Source organism: Streptomyces sp. NPDC046909 (genome assembly GCF_040644695.1).
Lineage (GTDB): Bacteria > Actinomycetota > Actinomycetes > Streptomycetales > Streptomycetaceae > Streptomyces.
Window position 1 is genome coordinate 500176 of sequence record NZ_JBEYXC010000001.1, and the last position, 17324, is coordinate 517499.

The 17324-nt window shown below is 70.7% G+C and carries 17 protein-coding genes; 1 reads left to right on the forward strand and 16 read right to left on the reverse strand.

Annotated features, from left to right (window positions below):
- Positions 1 to 9: 9 nt before the first annotated feature.
- On the reverse strand, positions 10 to 1296 hold the full coding sequence (locus tag ABZ928_RS02040; RefSeq protein WP_361514513.1) for an MFS transporter: 1287 nt from the start codon (positions 1294 to 1296) through the stop codon (positions 10 to 12).
- A 56-nt stretch (positions 1297 to 1352) separates the two neighbouring features.
- Between ABZ928_RS02040 and ABZ928_RS02045 the strand changes: the two genes are divergently transcribed.
- On the forward strand, positions 1353 to 2336 hold the full coding sequence (locus ABZ928_RS02045) for an ArsR family transcriptional regulator (RefSeq protein WP_361514514.1): 984 nt from the start codon (positions 1353 to 1355) through the stop codon (positions 2334 to 2336).
- A gap of 60 nt (positions 2337 to 2396) precedes the next feature.
- On the opposite strand, the gene ABZ928_RS02050 is transcribed toward ABZ928_RS02045, so the two are convergent.
- The 15 genes from ABZ928_RS02050 to ABZ928_RS02120 form a co-directional block, all read right to left on the reverse strand.
- Positions 2397 to 3137: a sirohydrochlorin chelatase gene (locus ABZ928_RS02050; RefSeq protein ID WP_361514515.1), complete on the reverse strand. Its 741-nt coding sequence runs from the start codon at positions 3135 to 3137 to the stop codon at positions 2397 to 2399.
- Positions 3138 to 3142: 5 nt separating this feature from the next.
- Positions 3143 to 4063, reverse strand: coding sequence for an ABC transporter permease (locus ABZ928_RS02055; protein WP_361514516.1), 921 nt, complete (start codon positions 4061 to 4063; stop codon positions 3143 to 3145).
- A complete protein-coding gene (locus ABZ928_RS02060) occupies positions 4050 to 4835 on the reverse strand; it encodes an ABC transporter ATP-binding protein (protein ID WP_361514517.1) in 786 nt (261 codons plus the stop codon). The genes ABZ928_RS02055 and ABZ928_RS02060 overlap by 14 nt, the downstream gene beginning before the upstream one ends.
- A gap of 36 nt (positions 4836 to 4871) precedes the next feature.
- Positions 4872 to 5966 (reverse strand): ABC transporter substrate-binding protein, encoded by a 1095-nt coding sequence (locus ABZ928_RS02065; RefSeq protein WP_361514912.1) that lies wholly within the window; start codon positions 5964 to 5966, stop codon positions 4872 to 4874.
- A 282-nt stretch (positions 5967 to 6248) separates the two neighbouring features.
- Positions 6249 to 7583 (reverse strand): GTP-binding protein, encoded by a 1335-nt coding sequence (locus ABZ928_RS02070; RefSeq protein ID WP_361514518.1) that lies wholly within the window; start codon positions 7581 to 7583, stop codon positions 6249 to 6251.
- A gap of 2 nt (positions 7584 to 7585) precedes the next feature.
- On the reverse strand, positions 7586 to 8533 hold the full coding sequence (cysD, locus tag ABZ928_RS02075) for a sulfate adenylyltransferase subunit CysD (protein WP_361514519.1): 948 nt from the start codon (positions 8531 to 8533) through the stop codon (positions 7586 to 7588).
- On the reverse strand, positions 8530 to 9093 hold the full coding sequence (cysC, locus tag ABZ928_RS02080; protein ID WP_361514520.1) for an adenylyl-sulfate kinase: 564 nt from the start codon (positions 9091 to 9093) through the stop codon (positions 8530 to 8532). The genes cysD and cysC overlap by 4 nt, the downstream gene beginning before the upstream one ends.
- Positions 9090 to 9800 carry a phosphoadenylyl-sulfate reductase gene (locus tag ABZ928_RS02085; protein ID WP_361514521.1) on the reverse strand — a complete coding sequence of 237 codons (711 nt, stop codon included), beginning with the start codon at positions 9798 to 9800 and terminating at the stop codon, positions 9090 to 9092. Before ABZ928_RS02085 ends, cysC begins: the two co-directional genes overlap by 4 nt.
- The gene (locus tag ABZ928_RS02090) at positions 9797 to 9976 is read right to left on the reverse strand and encodes a hypothetical protein (protein ID WP_361514522.1); all 180 of its coding nucleotides are present in this window, start codon (positions 9974 to 9976) and stop codon (positions 9797 to 9799) included. The genes ABZ928_RS02085 and ABZ928_RS02090 overlap by 4 nt, the downstream gene beginning before the upstream one ends.
- The gene (locus ABZ928_RS02095; protein WP_361514523.1) at positions 9973 to 11670 is read right to left on the reverse strand and encodes a nitrite/sulfite reductase; all 1698 of its coding nucleotides are present in this window, start codon (positions 11668 to 11670) and stop codon (positions 9973 to 9975) included. Before ABZ928_RS02095 ends, ABZ928_RS02090 begins: the two co-directional genes overlap by 4 nt.
- 128 nt (positions 11671 to 11798) lie before the next feature.
- The gene (locus tag ABZ928_RS02100) at positions 11799 to 11882 is read right to left on the reverse strand and encodes a putative leader peptide (RefSeq protein WP_310591794.1); all 84 of its coding nucleotides are present in this window, start codon (positions 11880 to 11882) and stop codon (positions 11799 to 11801) included.
- Between the two features lie 127 nt (positions 11883 to 12009).
- Positions 12010 to 12582 carry a GNAT family N-acetyltransferase gene (locus ABZ928_RS02105; RefSeq protein ID WP_361514524.1) on the reverse strand — a complete coding sequence of 191 codons (573 nt, stop codon included), beginning with the start codon at positions 12580 to 12582 and terminating at the stop codon, positions 12010 to 12012.
- A 17-nt stretch (positions 12583 to 12599) separates the two neighbouring features.
- The gene (locus ABZ928_RS02110) at positions 12600 to 13853 is read right to left on the reverse strand and encodes a hypothetical protein (RefSeq protein WP_361514525.1); all 1254 of its coding nucleotides are present in this window, start codon (positions 13851 to 13853) and stop codon (positions 12600 to 12602) included.
- A 151-nt stretch (positions 13854 to 14004) separates the two neighbouring features.
- Positions 14005 to 15294 carry a GAF domain-containing protein gene (locus ABZ928_RS02115; RefSeq protein WP_361514526.1) on the reverse strand — a complete coding sequence of 430 codons (1290 nt, stop codon included), beginning with the start codon at positions 15292 to 15294 and terminating at the stop codon, positions 14005 to 14007.
- A gap of 294 nt (positions 15295 to 15588) precedes the next feature.
- Entirely contained in the window at positions 15589 to 17223 is a 1635-nt protein-coding gene (locus ABZ928_RS02120) for an acyl-CoA dehydrogenase family protein (protein WP_361514527.1), read from the reverse strand.
- Positions 17224 to 17324 lie beyond the last annotated feature (101 nt).

Sequence of the window (17324 nt, forward strand, 5' to 3'; positions counted from 1 at the left end):
GGACAGGCTCTATCCCTTGTCGCCCCGCCACTCGCCGTTCCGCTGCGCCCAGTGGACGGCGGGGGTCACGGCGAGCCCCGCGACCGCGAACAGGGCGCCGAGCATCGCCCAGCCCGCCGAGCCGTGCTGGATCGCGGTCACCGTGACCAGCGCCGGGCCGGCCATCATGCCCGCCGACATGCCCGCGCCGAAGACGCCCTGGTACACCCCGTGGGCGCGGGAGTCGGCGAGTTCGTAGCCGAGGGTCCAGCCGCCCGCCGCCGACAGCACCTCGGCGAAGACCTGCACGATCGCACCGACGCTCAGCGCGAGCACCGCCCACACCGGGGACAGGCCCGCCGACAGCGCGTACACCGCGCACGCCGCCGCGAGCAGCAGCCCCGACCAGCCCATCGCCCGTACCGCGGACGGGACTTGGGAGGCGCGGCGGGCCACCCGCACCTGGAGCAGCGCCACCAGCACACAGTTGAGGATCATCAGCAGGGCCGCCGTCCAGCGCGGCGCCTCGGTCCGCTCGACGATCCACAGCGGCAGCCCGACCTCGCTCAGGGTGTACTGCGCGACCAGGATCGCGTTCAGCACGGTCACCGCGAGGAACGGCAGATCCCGCACCGCACGCCAGCGGTCGGCGGCCGGGGCGTCGTCCGGCAGCGCGGCGCGCTCCAGGGCGTGCGGGGCCAGCGGGAGCCGGGGGAGCAGCAGCGCGGGGCCCGCGAAGGTCACGGCGTTCACCAGAATCACCGTCACATACGCGGCCCGCGTGTCGAGTTGGAGGGCGATCGCCCCGAACGCCCCGCCCACGCCCATCCCGACGTTCACCACCATCCGCAGATACGCCCGCGCCTCCACCCGGGTCGCCAGCGGCAGCACATCGGCGTAGATCGCGCCCTGCACCCCACGGCTCGCCATCTGGAGCCCGGTGGCGCACAACACCGCGACGAGGAAACCGGCATACGTCTGCACGAACACATACGCGGCCGTCGCCACCCCCGTCCCGGCCCACAGCCACGCCCCGACCCGCCGCGCACCCCAGCGGTCGGCCGCCCGCCCCGCCGGTACCCCGGCCGCCACCCCGACCAGCCCCGCGGCCGTCATCCCGAGCCCGACCGAGGTGGCGTCGAGGCCGACGATGCGGGTGAAGTAGAGGACGCCGAGGGGGAAGTAGAGGCCGTTGCCGAGGGAGTTGATCGCGGTCAGCAGGGTGGCGCGGCGCAGAGTGGGGTCGGTGCGCAGCAGGGAGCCGCGCTGGGGCCGTATGTCCTCTTCGGACGGGGCGGCGGCGGGTGTCGTGGTCATGAGGACATCCCACCCGGCCGCGGGTGCACTCCGACAATGATTTAGCGTGGCGCTCAATGATCGAGTTCCGCTTCGAGGTCGACGACCTCGCCACCACATCCTTCGCGTACTCCCCGCTCCAGGAGGCCGTGTTCTCGCTGCGCTGCCTGCACGACCCGGCCCGCTACCCCCACCACCGGCCGTGGCTGCGGCGCATGCGGCCCAGCCTGGACGCCCTCGACCACGAGCTGCTCACCGCCCTCACCGCCTCCTGGGGATGGGTGCCGGATTTCCTCACCCCGCGCCCCGAGCGGGCCCGCCCCGCCTTCGCGGACGAGCTGGAACGGGTCCGCCGTACGCCGCTGTACGTCATGGCGGCCGACTTCCGGGCCGCCTACCGCACCGAGGAGGCGCTGCCGCCCGTCGTCGCGCGCGGACTCGCCGACCCCGGGACCTTCCTCGCCCGGGTCGCGGACGCCCTCGACGCGTACTGGCACGCCTGCCTGGCCGGAGACTGGTGGCCGCGTGTGCAGAGCATCCTGGAGGCCGATCTCGCCCACCACGGACGGGTGCTGGCGGAGCAGGGAGCCGGTGCGCTGTTCTCGGGCCTCGACGCACGGCTCGCCTGGGCGGAGGGTCTGCTGCGGCTGTCCACGCGGGACTTCATGCTCCAGGCACCGTGGGCCGACATCCGCATAGCCGGACGTGGCCTCGTACTGCTGCCCACCATCTTCGCCCGAGGCGCCCAGCCCCTCATCGACCCCGACCGCCCACCCACGATCGTCTATCCGGCCCGCGGCCGAGCCACCCTCTCCGAGGAACCGCCCCCGGTCACCGATGATGCGCTGGCGCGACTGCTGGGCCGCCCGAGAGCCAGACTCCTCCTGCTCCTCGCGGAACCGGCCTCGACAACAGAACTGGCCCACCGCCTGAAGGTGACTCCAGGCGCGGTGAGCCAGCACTTGGCGGTGCTCTACGACGCGGGACTGCTCAGCAGAACGCGACAGGGGAGAGCCGTAAGGTATGAACGGACGGCACTGGGAAACGAACTGTGCCGCTAGAAGCGCCCCTTCAGGGGCGCGGGGAACTGCGCGACCAGCCCCCACCGGGCCCGCAGACAACTACGCGCCGACAACCGCCAGCGCAGGCACCCGAGCCTCGTCATACCGCTCCAACAGCACCCGGGCCACCTCCGGCGACGGGCCGAGCACATCGGCAAGCACATCCGCCTCGGCCGCGCCCCGCGCGATCCGGTCCGGCAGGAAGCCGGGAGCGAGGACGTACGGTGCGACGGCCACCCTTTCGCAGCCCAGGAAACGAAGCTCCCGCACCGCATCCTCCGTACGAGGCAACGCCGCGGAGGCGAACGCAGGCCGCACGGCGCACCAACCGGTACGCCGCCACTCCCGCGCGATTTCTGCGATCACTGCGATCGCCTCCGGGTCCGTGGACCCCGCCGAGGCCAGCACGACCCCGGTCGAGGACTTGTCGGCGGGCGTCAACCCGGCCTCGTACAAACGTCGTTCGAGCGCGGACAGCAGCAGCGGCGACGGGCCGAGCACCTCGGCCTGCCGGATGCGCAGCTGTGGCGGCGCGTCCCGCAGGACCGCCGGGATGTCGGCCTTCGCGTGGAACGCGCGGGTGAGCAGCAGCGGGAGGGCGACGACATCACGGACGCCCTCCGCCGCCAGGGATTCCAACACCCCTTGGACGGAGGGGATGTTGAAGTCGAGGAAGCCGGTCTCGACCCGCAGCCCCGGCCGCAGCGACCGCACACGCCGGACGAGGGCGTGCACCGTCGCGGCGTGCCGCGGATCGCGGCTGCCGTGGGCGATGACGAGAAGAACGGGCTTCCTCAGCAAGGGACTTACCCCTTCACCAGCAGACCGCGGCCGCGCAGCACCCGCCGCTCCAGCGGGCTGAACACCAGCAGGTCGACCGCGATACCGACGAACAGGATCAGGAAGATCGCCTCGAAGATCATCGGCATGGAGCTGGCGTTGCGGCCGTTCTCCAGGAGCGCGCCGAGGCCGATGCCCAGGTCGGGCGAGGAGGCGATGATCTCCGCCGCCATCAGCGAGCGCCAGGAGAACGCCCAGCCCTGCTTCAGACCGGCGAGATAGCCGGGCAGCGCGGCCGGGAGGACGATGTGCCAGGCGCCCTTCAGGCCGGTCGCGCCCATCGTGCGGCCCGCCCGCAGGAACAGCGGCGGCACCTGGTCGATGCCGGAGACGAGACCGTTGGCGATGGAAGGGACCGCGCCGAGCAGGATGACCGCGTACATCATCGAGTTGTTGAGGCCCAGCCACAGTACGGCCGGCGGCACCCACGCCACCGACGGCAGGGACTGGAGGCCCGACAGGATCGGTCCGATCGCCGCGCGCACGAACTTCACCCGGGCCACGATCAGGCCCAGCGGGGTGCCGATCGCGAGGGCCAGCAGGAAGCCGAGCAGACCGCGCTCGACGCTGGTCCAGATGTAGCCGAGGAGCTTGCCCTCCAGCCAGGCGTCCTTGAACTCGGTCGCCACATCGCCGGGGGAGGGCAGCTTGGTCGGGTCCGTGACGATGTTGAACGTGATCAGGCCCTGCCAGATCACCAGCACCACGACGGTCGCGACGACCGGCGGGAGGATCTTGGTGCGGGCGGTCACCGAGAACGGCGTACGCGCGGTGGCGACGATCTCCAGGGCGTCCAGACCGGCCTCCAGGCCGGCGATCTGGTGGTTGCCGTCGGCCCGCGCCTGACGGGTGTCCGTCAGGCCCGACTTCGTGTCACTGCTGGCCATGACGGCGGATCTCCCCACGCAGTTGTTCGGTGATCTCAAGGGACAGTTCGGCCACGGGGGCGTCCTCGATACGGCGCGGCTGCGGGATGTCCACCGTCCACTCGTGGGCCACCCGGCCCGGCCGGGACGACAGCAGCACGACCCGCTGCGCGAGCCGCACCGCCTCGCGCACGTTGTGCGTGACGAACAGGACGGACAGTCCCGTCTCCGTCCAGATCCGGGTCAGTTCGTCGTGCAGCACGTCCCGCGTGATGGCGTCGAGCGCCGCGAACGGCTCGTCCATCAGCAGCAGCCGGCTCTCCTGGGCCAGCGCCCGCGCCAGCGCGACACGCTGCCGCATACCGCCGGACAGCTCGTGCACACGCTTGCCGTACGAGCCCTGGAGCCGTACGAGTTCGAGCAGTTCCTCGGCGCGGGTGCGCCGATCGTTCTTCGGAACTCCCCCCAGTTTCAGGGCGAGTTCGATGTTCTTGCCCGCGGTCAGCCACGGGAAGAGGGCGTGCTCCTGGAACATCAGGGCGGGGCGCCCGTGGGTCTGGATGCTCCCGGCGCTCGGGTCGTCGAGACCGGCGACCAGGTTGAGCAGGGTGGACTTGCCACAGCCCGAGGCCCCCAGGAGGGTGACGAACTCGCCCGGCGCGACATCGAGGGTGATGTCGTCGAGGACGAGCTGCTGCCCGCCGGGCCCGGCGAAGGACTTCGAGACATGCTCGATGCGGGCGGCGTACTCGACTGACTCGGCCGGTTCGGCCTTGGCGATCGCGGTGGCCATGGTCGTCACCTCCTGGGGACTCGGGTTCAGGGGTTGCTACGCGCCGAGACCGGCGTCGTCGACCGTGGACTCACCGTCGGCCTTGAGGACCTTGTTCAGGATCGTCAGGTCGTAGATGCCCTTGAGCAGCGGGTCCTCCAGCAGACCGGCCTTGACCGCGTGCTCCGCCTCGGTGTTGAGGGTGGAGGCCAGCGGGTCGTTGGTGAACTTGATCGACTTCCAGGCCGGGTCCAGGACCTCCGCGGGGAGCGCCTTGCCGGAGTCCGCCTCCAGCTGCTTGTTCGCCGCCGCCTTCGCCGCGTCCGGGTTGGCGTTGATCCACTTGTTGGCCTCGACGGAGGCCTTCAGGACCGCCTCGACGGCCTTCGGGTGCTCCTTGAGGAAGTCCTGCCGAACGATGATGTTCGTGATCACGAACTCCTTGTCCGGCCACAGGTCGGCCTCGTCGAGCAGCACCTTCGCGCCCTCGGCGACCAGCTTGGACGCGGTCGGCTCCGGCACCCAGGCGCCGTCGATGGAACCGGCCTTGTAGGCGTCCGGGGTCACCTTGTTGTCGGTGCGGACGACCGAGACATCGCCCTTGCCGCTCTCCGCGTCGACCTTCCAGCCCTGGTCCGAGATCCAGTTGAGGAACGCCACGTCCTGGGTGTTGCCCAGCTGCGGGGTGGCGATCTTCTTGCCCTTGACGTCCTTCAGGGACTTGATCTTGTCCGGGTTGACGACGAGCTTCACACCGCCGGACGCCGAACCGCCGATGATGCGGAGGTTGGTGCCCTTGGACTTGGTGTAGCCGTTGATCGACGGGGAGGGGCCGATCCAGCCGATGTCGATGGAGCCGGAGTTGAGGGCCTCGATCTCCGAGGGGCCGGCGTTGAAGGTCGAGTACGAGGCCTTCGTGGCGCCGAGCTGCTTCTGGAAGATCCCCTGCTCACGGCCGACCAGCGCGGTCGCGTGGGTGAGGTTGCCGAAGTAGCCGATCTTGACGGAGTCGAGACCGTCGATCTTCTCGGAACCGGCGGCGACCTTCTCGTTGGAGTTGTCGTCCTTGGAGTCCGACCCGTACCCGCAGGCGCCGAGCGCCAGCAGCGGAAGAGCGGCGACCACGGCTATGCCGCGGCGAAGGAAGGGAATGGGGGTGCCCCCATTCGAGCGAAGCCGAGAAAGGGGGAGGTTGACAGGCACGGGAGGTGTTCCTCTCGGAGGCCCGGCGGTCACGGTCTCTCAGGTCGTGGCCGGGAGGTCGGCAGGTCTTCGTCGCTTCCGGGACGTCGGGTGGGGGGACGGGGCGCGCAAGCGGTGCGCGTACGTCAAAGCGCACATCGCGCCACTCCGCCCTGCCCGCTCCCGAGGGCACCGCTGCCGACGCGGCCGCCCTCCTTCGCGAACGTGGAGTAGTAGTCCGTGGAGTTCATGTCAGAAGTCCCACCCGTCGTCCTCGGCCTCGTCCTTGACGGGCTCGGGGGACGCGAACGACTCGCCGACCATGCCCGCGGTGAGCGTGGTGCCGTCGCTGGGGTCGATCAGGATGAACGAGCCCGTGCGCCGGGAGTCGGCGTAGGAGTCCACCGGCAGGGGTTCCGCGGTGCGGACCTTCACCCGGCCGATGTCGTTGGCGACGAGCTGTCCCGGGTGCGGGTGCAGGGACAGGTCGTCGAGCGTGAGACGGGAGGGGATGTCCTTGACGATCGCCTTCACCGTGCGGGTGCCGTGCTTGAGCAGGACCCGGTGGCCGACGGTCAGCGGCGCGTCGGCCACATGGCAGACGGTCGCCTCGATGTCCTGGGTGGTCGGCGGGGCGTCCTTGCTGGGCACGATGAGGTCGCCGCGCGAGATGTCGATGTCGTCCTCCAGGAGGACGGTCACCGACTGGGTGGTCCAGGCGATGTCGACCGGCTCGCCGAGCAGGTCGATGCCGGCGATCTTCGAGGCGTGGCCCGAGGGCAGCACGGTCACCGACTCGCCGACCCGGAACGAACCGGCGGCGATCTGACCGGCGTACCCCCGGTAGTCGGGGTGTTCGGCGGTCTGCGGACGGATCACGTACTGCACGGGAAGGCGCGCGTGGCAGTGGCTCAGGTCGTGGGTGACCGGGACCGTCTCCAGGTGCTCCAGGACGGTCGGGCCGCCGTACCAGTCCATGTTCGCGGACGGCTCCACGACGTTGTCACCGGCGAGCGCCGAGATCGGGATCGCGGTGACCTCCGGGACGCCCAGCTCGGTCGCGTACGCCGTGAACTCCTCGGCGATCGCGGCGAAGACGGACTCCTGGTAGTCGACGAGGTCCATCTTGTTGACCGCGAGCACCACGTGCGGGACGCGCAGCAGCGCCGCGAGGGCGGCGTGCCGACGGGTCTGCTCGACGACGCCGTTGCGGGCGTCGATCAGGATCACCGTCAGCTCGGCCGTGGAGGCACCCGTCACCATGTTGCGGGTGTACTGCACATGCCCCGGGGTGTCCGCGAGGATGAACCGGCGCTTGGCGGTGGCGAAGTAGCGGTACGCCACGTCGATCGTGATGCCCTGCTCCCGCTCGGCGCGCAGGCCGTCGGTGAGCAGCGCGAGGTCGGGACCTTCCTGCCCGCGCGCAGTCGAGGCGCGCTCCACGGCCTCCAGCTGGTCGGTGAGGACCGACTTGGAGTCGTGCAGCAGCCGCCCGACGAGCGTGGACTTGCCGTCGTCGACGGAGCCCGCGGTGGCGAACCGCAGCAGGGTCGTGGCCGAGAGCGCCTCGGAAGTCGTCGTGCTCATGCTTAGAAGTACCCCTCGCGCTTACGGTCTTCCATCGCGGCCTCGGACATCTTGTCGTCGGCGCGGGTGGCGCCCCGCTCGGTCAGCCGGGACGCCGCGATCTCGGCGATGACGTCGTCCAGCGTCACCGCGTCCGAGTCGACGGCACCGGTGCAGGACATGTCCCCGACGGTCCGGTAGCGCACGAGCCGCTTCTCGACGGTCTCGCCGTCCTTCGGGCCGCCCCACTCGCCGCCGGTCAGCCACATGCCGTTGCGCGCGAACACCTCACGCTCGTGCGCGAAGTAGATCTCCGGCAGCTCGATGCCCTCGCGGGCGATGTACTGCCACACGTCCAGCTCGGTCCAGTTGGACAAAGGGAACACCCGTACGTGCTCACCCGGCGCATGCCGGCCGTTGTACAGGTTCCACAGCTCGGGCCGCTGCCGCCGCGGGTCCCACTGCGAGAACTCGTCCCGCAGGGAGAACACCCGCTCCTTGGCGCGCGCCTTCTCTTCATCCCGGCGCCCGCCGCCGAAGACCGCGTCGAACTTCTCCGACTGGATCTTCTCGGTCAGCGGCAGCGTCTGGAGCGGGTTGCGGGTCCCGTCCGGACGCTCCTTCAGGACACCCCGGTCGATGTAGTCCTGCACGGAGGCGACATGCAGCCGCAGCCCGTGCTGGGCCACGGTCCGGTCCCGGTACTCAAGCACCTCGGGGAAGTTGTGCCCGGTGTCCACGTGCAGCAGCGAGAACGGAACCGCCGCCGGCGCGAACGCCTTCAGCGCCAGGTGCAGCATGACGATCGAGTCCTTGCCGCCGGAGAAGAGAATCACCGGCCGCTCGAACTCACCCGCCACCTCACGGAAGATGTGGACCGCCTCGGACTCCAGCGCGTCCAGGTGGGAGAGCGCGTACGGGGCGTCCGTGCCCTCATCGCCCCCCTTGACCTTCGCCACGGTCGTCGTCATGCCAGTCCCCTCTCGGTGAGCAGCGCGTGCACGGCCGCGGCGGACTCCTGGACGGTCTGGTCCTGCGACTCGATCCGCAGGTCCGGCGACTCGGGCTCCTCGTACGGGTCGTCGACACCGGTCAGCCCGGACAGCTCGCCCGCGGCCTGCTTGGCGTACAGACCCTTCACATCGCGTACGGAGCACACCTCGACCGGAGTCGCCACGTGGATCTCGATGTACGCCGCCCCGCTCTCCTGGTGGCGCTTGCGCACCGCCTCACGGCTGTCCGCGTACGGCGCGATCACCGGGACGAGCGCCTTGACGCCGTTGCGGGCGAGCAGCTCGGCGAGGAAGCCGATGCGCTGCACGTTGGTGTGCCGGTCCTCGCGGCTGAAGCCGAGGCCCGCGGAGATGAACTCGCGGATCTCGTCGCCGTCGAGCACCTCGACGAGGTGGCCCTCCTCGCGCAGCCGGCCGGCCAGCTCGTACGCGATGGTGGTCTTGCCGGCACTCGGCAGACCCGTGAGCCAGACGGTGGCTCCGGTCGTCACGTGCGACTCCTTCTCGATGGTGGTCATTCGTGCAGCCCGCACTCGGTCTTGCCGCGCCCCGCCCAGCGCCCGGCGCGCGCGTCCTCGCCCTCCAGGACCCGGCGGGTGCAGGGGGCGCAGCCGACGGAGGCGTAGCCGTCCATCAGCAACGGGTTGGTCAGTACGCCGTGTTCGGCCACGTACGCGTCCACGTCGTCCTGGGTCCAGCGGGCGATCGGGGAGATCTTGACCTTCTGGCGCTTCTCGTCCCAGCCGACCACCGGGGTGTTCGCCCGAGTCGGGGACTCGTCGCGGCGCAGCCCGGTCGCCCAGGCCAGGTAGTCCTTCAGGCCCTGCTCCAGCGGCTCGACCTTGCGCATCTTGCAGCACAGGTCGGGGTCGCGGTCGTGCAGCTTCGGGCCGAACTCGGCGTCCTGCTCGGCGACCGTCCGCGTCGGCGACAGCGTGATGACGTTGACGTCCATCACGGCCTCGACCGCGTCCCGGGTGCCGATGGTCTCCTCGAAGTGGTAGCCGGTGTCGAGGAACACCACGTCCACGCCCTTCATGGCACGGGACGCGAGATGCGCGACGACCGCGTCCTCCATGGAGGAGGTCACACAGAACCGCTTGCCGAAGGTGTCGACGGCCCACTGGAGGATCTCCAGCGCGGACGCGTCCTCCAGGTCACGGCCCGCCTGCTCGGCGAGCGCCTTGAGATCGTCGGTCGTACGTTCTTCCTGAACGGCGGTCATATCTGCTCTCCCCCTGCTTCGTTCTGCCGAAGACCCCGGGCGAGGAGCCCGAGGAACTTCAACTGGAAAGCGCGGTTGCACGCGGCGCATTCCCACGCGCCGTGGCCCTCCTCGGACGGACGGAGGTCCTCGTCGCCGCAGTAGGGGCAGTAGAAGGGGGCGGCCCGCTCGCTCATGAGAGGGCCTCCTCGGACGCACGCGTGACCCAGGCGGCGAAGCGCTCGCCCTCCTCACGCTCGGCCTGGAAGCGCTTCAGGACCCGCTCGACGTAGTCGGGCAGCTCCTCGGAGGTGACCTTCAGCCCGCGCACCTTGCGGCCGAACCCGGCCTCCAGGCCGAGCGCGCCGCCGAGGTGCACCTGGAAGCCCTCGACCTGCTCGCCCTGGGCATCGAGGACCAGCTGGCCCTTGAGACCGATGTCCGCGACCTGGATACGGGCGCAGGCGTTCGGGCAGCCGTTGATGTTGATGGTGAGCGGCTCGTCGAAGTCCGGGATACGGCGCTCCAGTTCGTCGATCAGCGAGGAGCCGCGCTGCTTGGTCTCGACGATGGCGAGCTTGCAGTACTCGATGCCGGTGCAGGCCATGGTGCCGCGCCGGAACGGGGACGGCTTGGCGGTCAGGTCCAGCGCCTCCAGGGCCTCGACCAGCGACTCGACCTGCGCCTCCTCGACATCGAGGACGATCATCTTCTGCTCGACGGTGGTACGGACCCGGCCCGAGCCGTGCGCCTCGGCGAGGTCGGCGATCTTCGTCAGGGTGGTGCCGTCGACGCGGCCGACGCGCGGGGCGAAGCCGACGTAGAAACGGCCGTCCTTCTGGCGGTGCACCCCGACGTGGTCGCGCCAGCGGGCGACCGGCTGGTCCGGGGCGGGGCCGTCGACGAGCTTGCGCTTGAGGTACTCGTCCTCCAGGACCTGGCGGAACTTCTCCGCGCCCCAGTCGGCGACGAGGAACTTCAGCCGGGCGCGGGTGCGCAGCCGCCGGTAGCCGTAGTCGCGGAAGATCGAGATGACGCCCTCGTAGACGTCCGGGACCTCGTCCAGCGGGACCCAGGCGCCGAGCCGGACGCCGATCTTCGGGTTGGTGGAGAGGCCGCCGCCGACCCAGAGGTCGAAGCCGGGGCCGTGCTCGGGGTGGTTCACGCCGACGAAGGCGATGTCGTTGATCTCGTGCGCCACATCGAGCAGCGGCGAGCCGGAGATCGCGGACTTGAACTTGCGGGGCAGGTTCGAGAAGGCCTTGTTGCCGATGATCCGGCGCTGGATCTCGTCGATCGCGGGGGAGCCGTCGATGATCTCGTCCTCGGCGATCCCGGCCACGGGCGAGCCGAGGACCACGCGGGGCGTGTCACCGCAGGCCTCGGTGGTGGACAGGCCGACCGCCTCCAGGCGGTTCCAGATCTCCGGCACGTCCTCGATGCGGATCCAGTGGTACTGGACGTTCTGCCGGTCCGTGATGTCGGCGGTGCCGCGCGCGAACTCCTGCGAGATCTCGCCGATCACCCGCAGCTGCTCGGTGCTGAGACGGCCGCCGTCGATCCGGACGCGCAGCATGAAGTACTTGTCGTCCAGCTCCTCCGGCTCCAGGATCGCGGTCTTGCCGCCGTCGATCCCGGGCTTGCGCTGGGTGTACAGCCCCCACCAGCGCATACGGCCACGGAGGTCGTTGGGGTCGATCGAGTCGAACCCGCGCTTGGAGTAGATCGTCTCAATGCGTGTCCGCACATTGAGACCGTCGTCGTCCTTCTTGAACTGCTCGTTGCCGTTGAGCGGGGTGAAGTGCCCCGCGGCCCACTGACCCTCACCGCGGTGACGGCTCACCTTGCGGCGGGGAGTCGCGGCGGCAGGCTTCTGCGGGGTGGCGGCCATGATTGTTTCGTCCTTCGGGACAGGCGGGAATGCGGCTCTGACCTGCGCGTACGGGCGCATGAATGTACGTGCGCACCATTGCGCGGGAATGAGACCAGTACGAGAAAACCGGGCGACGCTGCGGCTCGCTAGCGCGCCGGACAGATGGCGCTGGACATGCGGCCGAGGTCGACGTGCCGCCGACTCACCAAGGCAATTCCAGTTCCAGACATGACGGAAGCGTGTCACGGCGATCTGGACACAGTCCAGCTTCGTCCGTCATGCGGACACCCTTGTCTCGAAGTGCGAGACAAGGGTGTCGTCGATCACATGCGCCGCACGCGGTCTTGTCGGCGCAGGTCAGGCCGGGTATGCACCGGGCCAGGGGCCGGGTGCGGAGACCTCCGGCTGCTCCTCGACCTTGGTGTCGAAGAGCTTGAAGCCCCGGCGCTGGTAGTTGTCCATGGCGTGCTCCCCGTCCAGGCTGCACGTATGCAACCAGACCCGCTTGGTGGGGGCGAGCCCCGGCCAGCGGTCCGCGAGATCCCAGGCGCGGGCGGCGCCGTACGACAGCAGGTGCCCGCCGATGCGGCGGCCCCGGAAGGCGGGGATCAGCCCGAAGTAGACGATCTCCACGACCCCGTCGTCCTGCGGTTCCAGCTCCACGTATCCCGCGGGCGTGCCCCGGTCGTACGCCACCCACGTCTCCACACCCGGCCGGCCCAGATGCTCCTCCCAGCGCGCGTACGACCAGCCGAGCCGGTCGATCCAGCGGATGTCACCGCCGACGGAGGCGTACAGGAAGCGGCTGAACTCGGGGGAGGGGACCTCGGAACGCACGATCTTGACATCGCCGTCCGGCGCGGCCGCCGGGAGGACGTCGGTCGGAGCGGTCTGTTCCAGGGACCAGGTGGTGACGGGGATCTTTGCCATGCCCGTCAGGGAACCATCTAGCTCAGCGATCTGTCGATCGCGTTCAGCGGCAGCGCAAACAGGACCCGGCCGGACTGGGACCAGAGCTCGCCCGTCGCCTCCCAGTAGGAGAAGGACTCCGCGTCCGTGCTCCAGCACCGGCGGCTCTCGTCCGTGCCGCAGCCGGTGGCCTCGGCGCCGGTCGCGTCCTGCCGCCACAGCGTGCCGTGGTCGCCGTCGGTGTCCGCGGCGCGGCCGAGATACCAGTCGGAGCCGTACGACAGGACGGCGCCGACGCCCGGGGCCTTCGTCTGGTACGCCTCGTTCACGCGCGCGTACCCGGCGCCGTCCGTGCTGAGGAGTCCGGTGCTGTCGGCGGCGCGGCTGAAGTCGTACCGCCACAGCCGGACGTCACGGTCGTCGTCCGTGGAGACCCAGTCGCTCGCCACCAGGCTGTCCGGCGAGGTGCTGCGGTCCAGGGAGATGTAGTCGGGGCGGGTGCCGGTGACCCGGTAGCTGCCGACGGCGGGGAGGACCCACTGGCCGCCGTGCGCCGCCCAGCCGCCGTCCACGCGGCCGACAGCCGGGCTGTCCACCGTGGCGCGCTGCACGCGGTTCATGTCGTACACGTACAGGCCGTCGGCGGCGGTCACCAGCAGTTTGTCCTGGTACCAGACCATGCCGGAGACCTGGGAGTCGAGGGCGCGGTAGTCGCGGCCGCCGTCGACCGGGACGGTGAGCAGCACCCAGGAGTAGGTGAGGCGCTCCATGTCGTTGGCGTCGATGAACGCCACCCGGGCCAGCTGGTTAGCGTCCTGCGACCAGGCGGAGAGGATCACCCGGTTCTGCCCCCACAGGCCGTCGTCGTCCGCGTCGCCCGAGGTGGTCACCGCGCCGGCCCGCCAGGACCGGGTGTCGGCGGCGTCCCAGCAGTACGCGCGCGTGGCGGCCGGCTCGACGGGCAGGGCCTCGCGCTCGGCGGAGGTGCAGTCGGCGGTGGAGCGCAGGGTGCGGTCGGCGCCGGCGAGGACGGTGCCGACCCCGACGGGCCTGCCCATCGACGCGGCCAGCCGGTCGAGCGTGTCCTGCGGCTCCAGGTGCTCCCGCAGCGCGAGCCGGTCGGTCTGGGCGGCGGAGGCGAGCGGCCTGAGGGCGCCGGGATCGGTGGCGACCGTGGCCTGGGAGGCGCTGATCATGGTGGCGGCGGCGGTCAGCGCGAGGGCGGTTCCGGCGAGGAACCCGCGCAGCGCTCTGCCCCTCTTCTGCCTGCGGTGCCTGCCACGATGCTTCATGTCGTCCTCCCGAGGCGGGCCAACTGCGCCTGGTGATCCGTACGTTGACCGAGGAGCAGGTGGGGTGGCCCGTAGAGGGATGCTACGGCAGTGTGACCCGGCCGGTGGCGAAGACCCCGCAAATATGCGGAAGATGCCGCTCTTGGGTGCCTTACGGGAGCCGCGCGGACAACCGTTTGCCGGTCACCGCCGGGGCCGTCGAGTGCGGGAGCAGGTCGCGCGGGTCTTCGGGGAAGAGCACCGAGACCTCCGCGCCCTCGGAGAAACGATACGGCCGATGCTCCAGAAGTCCCCCGAGATAGCGGCGTATCCGGGACATCTCCGCACGCACCGTCACCCGGCGGGCCGGGTCGGCGAACACGTCCTCGGCCAGGCCCGCCGCGCTGCGCCCGGAGCGGTTGACGGCCAGCAGATACAGCAACTCGGCGTGCCGGGGGCTCAGTTCGTGACTCCACCCCCCGACCGTCCCGGACACCGTCACCGACCAGCGCCGCGGCTGCGACAGATCGAGCACGATGCGCGTGCCGCCCGGCGGCACCGGCTCCACGGCGGCCCGCACGAGCCAGCCCCCGGCCATCGGCTCCACCGTGCACAGCCCCAGCGTCGGCAGCCACCTCCGGCCCGCCGACAGCGACTTGGGCAGCGCCACCCGGCTCTGGTACGGCATCCCGGTCACCGCCGCCGTCCAGCCCTCCGCGTCCACCACCAGCGCCCGTCCGCCCAGGCGCGCCAGCACTGGCGCCGCCACCGCGCGCAGCCGCTCCAGCGAGGCCTGGTGCAGCTCCCGCAGCCGCGCCTCGGCGAGCTTGGCCACCGAGTCGACCCAGGCGAGCGTCGCCGGATGCATGGTCTCCAGCGGCCCGCTCACATCCACGACACCGATCAGCCGGCCGTCCCGCGGATCCGTGATCGGCGCCCCGGTACAGGTCCAGGTGGTCTGGGAGCGCACGAAGTGCTCGGAGGCGAAGACCTGCACGGGCCGCCGCGCCACCACCGGCGTACCGATGCCGTTGGTGCCGACCACGCTCTCGCGCCAGTCGGCGCCCAGCTCGAAGCCGGTCCCGTCGGCCTTGCGCAGCACCGGGGAACTGCCCTCCCGCCACAGCACCCGGCCCTCCTCGTCGGCGATCACCATGATGTGGTGGGCGACGTCCGCGACCGACAGCAGTCCCTGCCGCAGCACCGGCAGCACATGCCGCAGCTCCGAGGTCTCCCGGCGGCGCTGCACCTCCTCCCGGGACAGCAGTCCGGTCCGGAAGTCGTGGTCCGGGTCGACCCCGCCGCGCAGCATCCGCTCCCAGGACTGCTCGATCACCGGCCGGGGCGCGACCCGCGTCCGCTGCCCGGAGAGCGTCGCGGACCGGACGTCGCTGAGCACCCGCGCCGCCCGGGCGGCGTCCACGGCGGCGAGCTGGGTGACGTCCGTCGGCGAGTGCGCCACTGGTCCTCCCGGATGAAGGGCGATGGACAACCGGTTTCCCGTCGTCTTTCGGCCACTTGTGCGAAATCCGTCCTGACTGTCCGTCTCATAGTGCCTTTCGCCCCTGGCGGACGGACACACTCCGGCCACAGTCAGCAGCAAGTTGCAACCCCCTGCAACCCTGGTGGACGGCCGGACCGTGTTTGAAACTTGACCCAACGCCGTCCCGAGCGGCGTTCGCGGCCTCGAACGGGCCAAGTGCAGGGGTGGTGCCGTGTCGGCGCAGCACCACCCCTGTGTTCCTCTCCGCGCAGGTCAGGACAGCGGGCGCGCCCGCTCCACCACGGACGCCAGATCCAGGCTCGACGGCAGCGTCCCGAACGCCGCGCCCCCGTCACCGCCCAGCCGGGACGCGCAGAACGCGTCGGCGACCTCCGCGGGCGCGTACCGCACCAGCAACGCGCCCTGGAGCACCAGGGCGAGCCTTTCGGCCAGCCGCCTGGCCCGGCCCTCGACACCGTCCAGGTCGGCCAGTTCGGTCAGCAGATCCTTGATGGCGCCGTCGAGACGGTGATCGGCGCCGCGCGCCCTGCCGACCTCCTGGAGATAGGCGTTCAGGGCAAGGGGCTCGCGTTGCAGGGCCCGCAGCACGTCCAGCGCCTGGACGTTGCCCGCGCCCTCCCAGATCGAGTTCAGCGGGGACTCCCGTACCAGCCTCGGCAGCCCCGACTCCTCGACATAGCCGTTGCCGCCCAGGCACTCGGCGGCCTCCACCGCCACCGGCGGACACCGCTTCGTCACCCAGTACTTGGCCGCCGGCACCGCGATCCGCAGCAACGCCCGCTCCTGCTCACCGCCGTCGTCGTACGCGGCCGCGAGCCGCAGCGCGAGCGTCGTCGCCGCCTCGGACTCCAGGGCGAGATCGGCCAGAACATTGCGCATCAGCGGCTTGTCGACGAGCTTGCCGCCGAACGCCTCGCGGTACGCGCAGTGGTGGATCGCCTGCGCGACGGCCTGCCGCATCAGGCCCGCCGAGCCGAGGACGCAGTCGAGCCGGGTCGCCGCGACCATCTCGATGATCGTCCGTACGCCACGGCCCTCGTCGCCTACGCGCCTGGCCCACGTGCCGTCGAACTCGACCTCGGCGGAGGCGTTGGAGCGGTTGCCGAGTTTGTCCTTGAGACGCTGGATGCCGAACGGGTTGCGGGTGCCGTCGTCCAGGACGCGCGGGACGAGGAAGCAGCTGAGGCCCTCGGGGGCCTGGGCGAGAACCAGGAAGCCGTCGGACATGGGGGCCGAGCAGAACCACTTGTGGCCGGTCAGGGTGTACGTGCCGGTCTCGGCGAGTGGGGCGGCCTGTGTCGTGCCCGCCCGTACGTCGCTGCCGCCCTGCTTCTCCGTCATGCCCATTCCGAACAGGGCGCCGGCCTTCTGGTGGGCGGGGCGCAGCTCACGGTCGTAGACCATCGAGGTCAGGAGGGGTTCCCACTGCTCGGCGAGAGTTGGGTCCGTGCGCAGTGCGGGGACCGCCGCGTGGGTCATCGACAGGGGGCAGAGGTTGCCCGCGTCCACCTGCGTCCAGATCAGGAACGCGGCGGCCCGGCGGACGTGGCCCGCGGGGCGGGTCCACGCGGCGGTGAGGCCGGCGGAGACGCCCTTGCCGAGGAGGCGGTGCCAGGCGGGGTGGAAGTCGACTTCGTCGACGCGGTGGCCGTAGCGGTCGTGGGTGCGGAGGGTTGGCGGGTTCTCGTTGGCCTGCGTGCCCCATGCCTGGACCTGGGCGGAACCGGAGGCCTTGCCGAGTGCCGTCAGTTCGCCGCGGACGTCGTCCAGGGCGGTGGGGTCCGTGTGGCGTTCCACTGCCGCCACCAGGGAGTTGTCGGCGTTGTAGACGTCGTAGCCGATCAGGGGTGGGGGCTGGTTGGTCACGGTGTGCGTGCTGCCTGCCATGTGTGGAACCTACCCGCCGTGGGGGTGTGATGTCGTTCGGCGGGTGCGGGTCGTTTGTGGCTGATCGCGCCCACGCGGCGGTAGCCGCACATCGATACAGC

Bases quoted from the DNA above. Each gene is read 5' to 3' on its own strand.
- ABZ928_RS02040 (WP_361514513.1), bottom strand. From the start codon at position 1,296: ATGACCACGACACCCGCCGCCGCCCCGTCCGAAGAGGACATACGGCCC.
- ABZ928_RS02045 (WP_361514514.1), top strand. From the start codon at position 1,353: ATGATCGAGTTCCGCTTCGAGGTCGACGACCTCGCCACCACATCCTTC.
- ABZ928_RS02055 (WP_361514516.1), bottom strand. From the start codon at position 4,063: ATGGCCAGCAGTGACACGAAGTCGGGCCTGACGGACACCCGTCAGGCG.
- ABZ928_RS02060 (WP_361514517.1), bottom strand. From the start codon at position 4,835: ATGGCCACCGCGATCGCCAAGGCCGAACCGGCCGAGTCAGTCGAGTAC.
- ABZ928_RS02070 (WP_361514518.1), bottom strand. From the start codon at position 7,583: ATGAGCACGACGACTTCCGAGGCGCTCTCGGCCACGACCCTGCTGCGG.
- cysD (WP_361514519.1), bottom strand. From the start codon at position 8,533: ATGACGACGACCGTGGCGAAGGTCAAGGGGGGCGATGAGGGCACGGAC.
- cysC (WP_361514520.1), bottom strand. From the start codon at position 9,093: ATGACCACCATCGAGAAGGAGTCGCACGTGACGACCGGAGCCACCGTC.
- ABZ928_RS02085 (WP_361514521.1), bottom strand. From the start codon at position 9,800: ATGACCGCCGTTCAGGAAGAACGTACGACCGACGATCTCAAGGCGCTC.
- ABZ928_RS02090 (WP_361514522.1), bottom strand. From the start codon at position 9,976: ATGAGCGAGCGGGCCGCCCCCTTCTACTGCCCCTACTGCGGCGACGAG.
- ABZ928_RS02095 (WP_361514523.1), bottom strand. From the start codon at position 11,670: ATGGCCGCCACCCCGCAGAAGCCTGCCGCCGCGACTCCCCGCCGCAAG.
- ABZ928_RS02100 (WP_310591794.1), bottom strand. From the start codon at position 11,882: ATGTCTGGAACTGGAATTGCCTTGGTGAGTCGGCGGCACGTCGACCTC.
- ABZ928_RS02105 (WP_361514524.1), bottom strand. From the start codon at position 12,582: ATGGCAAAGATCCCCGTCACCACCTGGTCCCTGGAACAGACCGCTCCG.
- ABZ928_RS02110 (WP_361514525.1), bottom strand. From the start codon at position 13,853: ATGAAGCATCGTGGCAGGCACCGCAGGCAGAAGAGGGGCAGAGCGCTG.
- ABZ928_RS02120 (WP_361514527.1), bottom strand. From the start codon at position 17,223: ATGGCAGGCAGCACGCACACCGTGACCAACCAGCCCCCACCCCTGATC.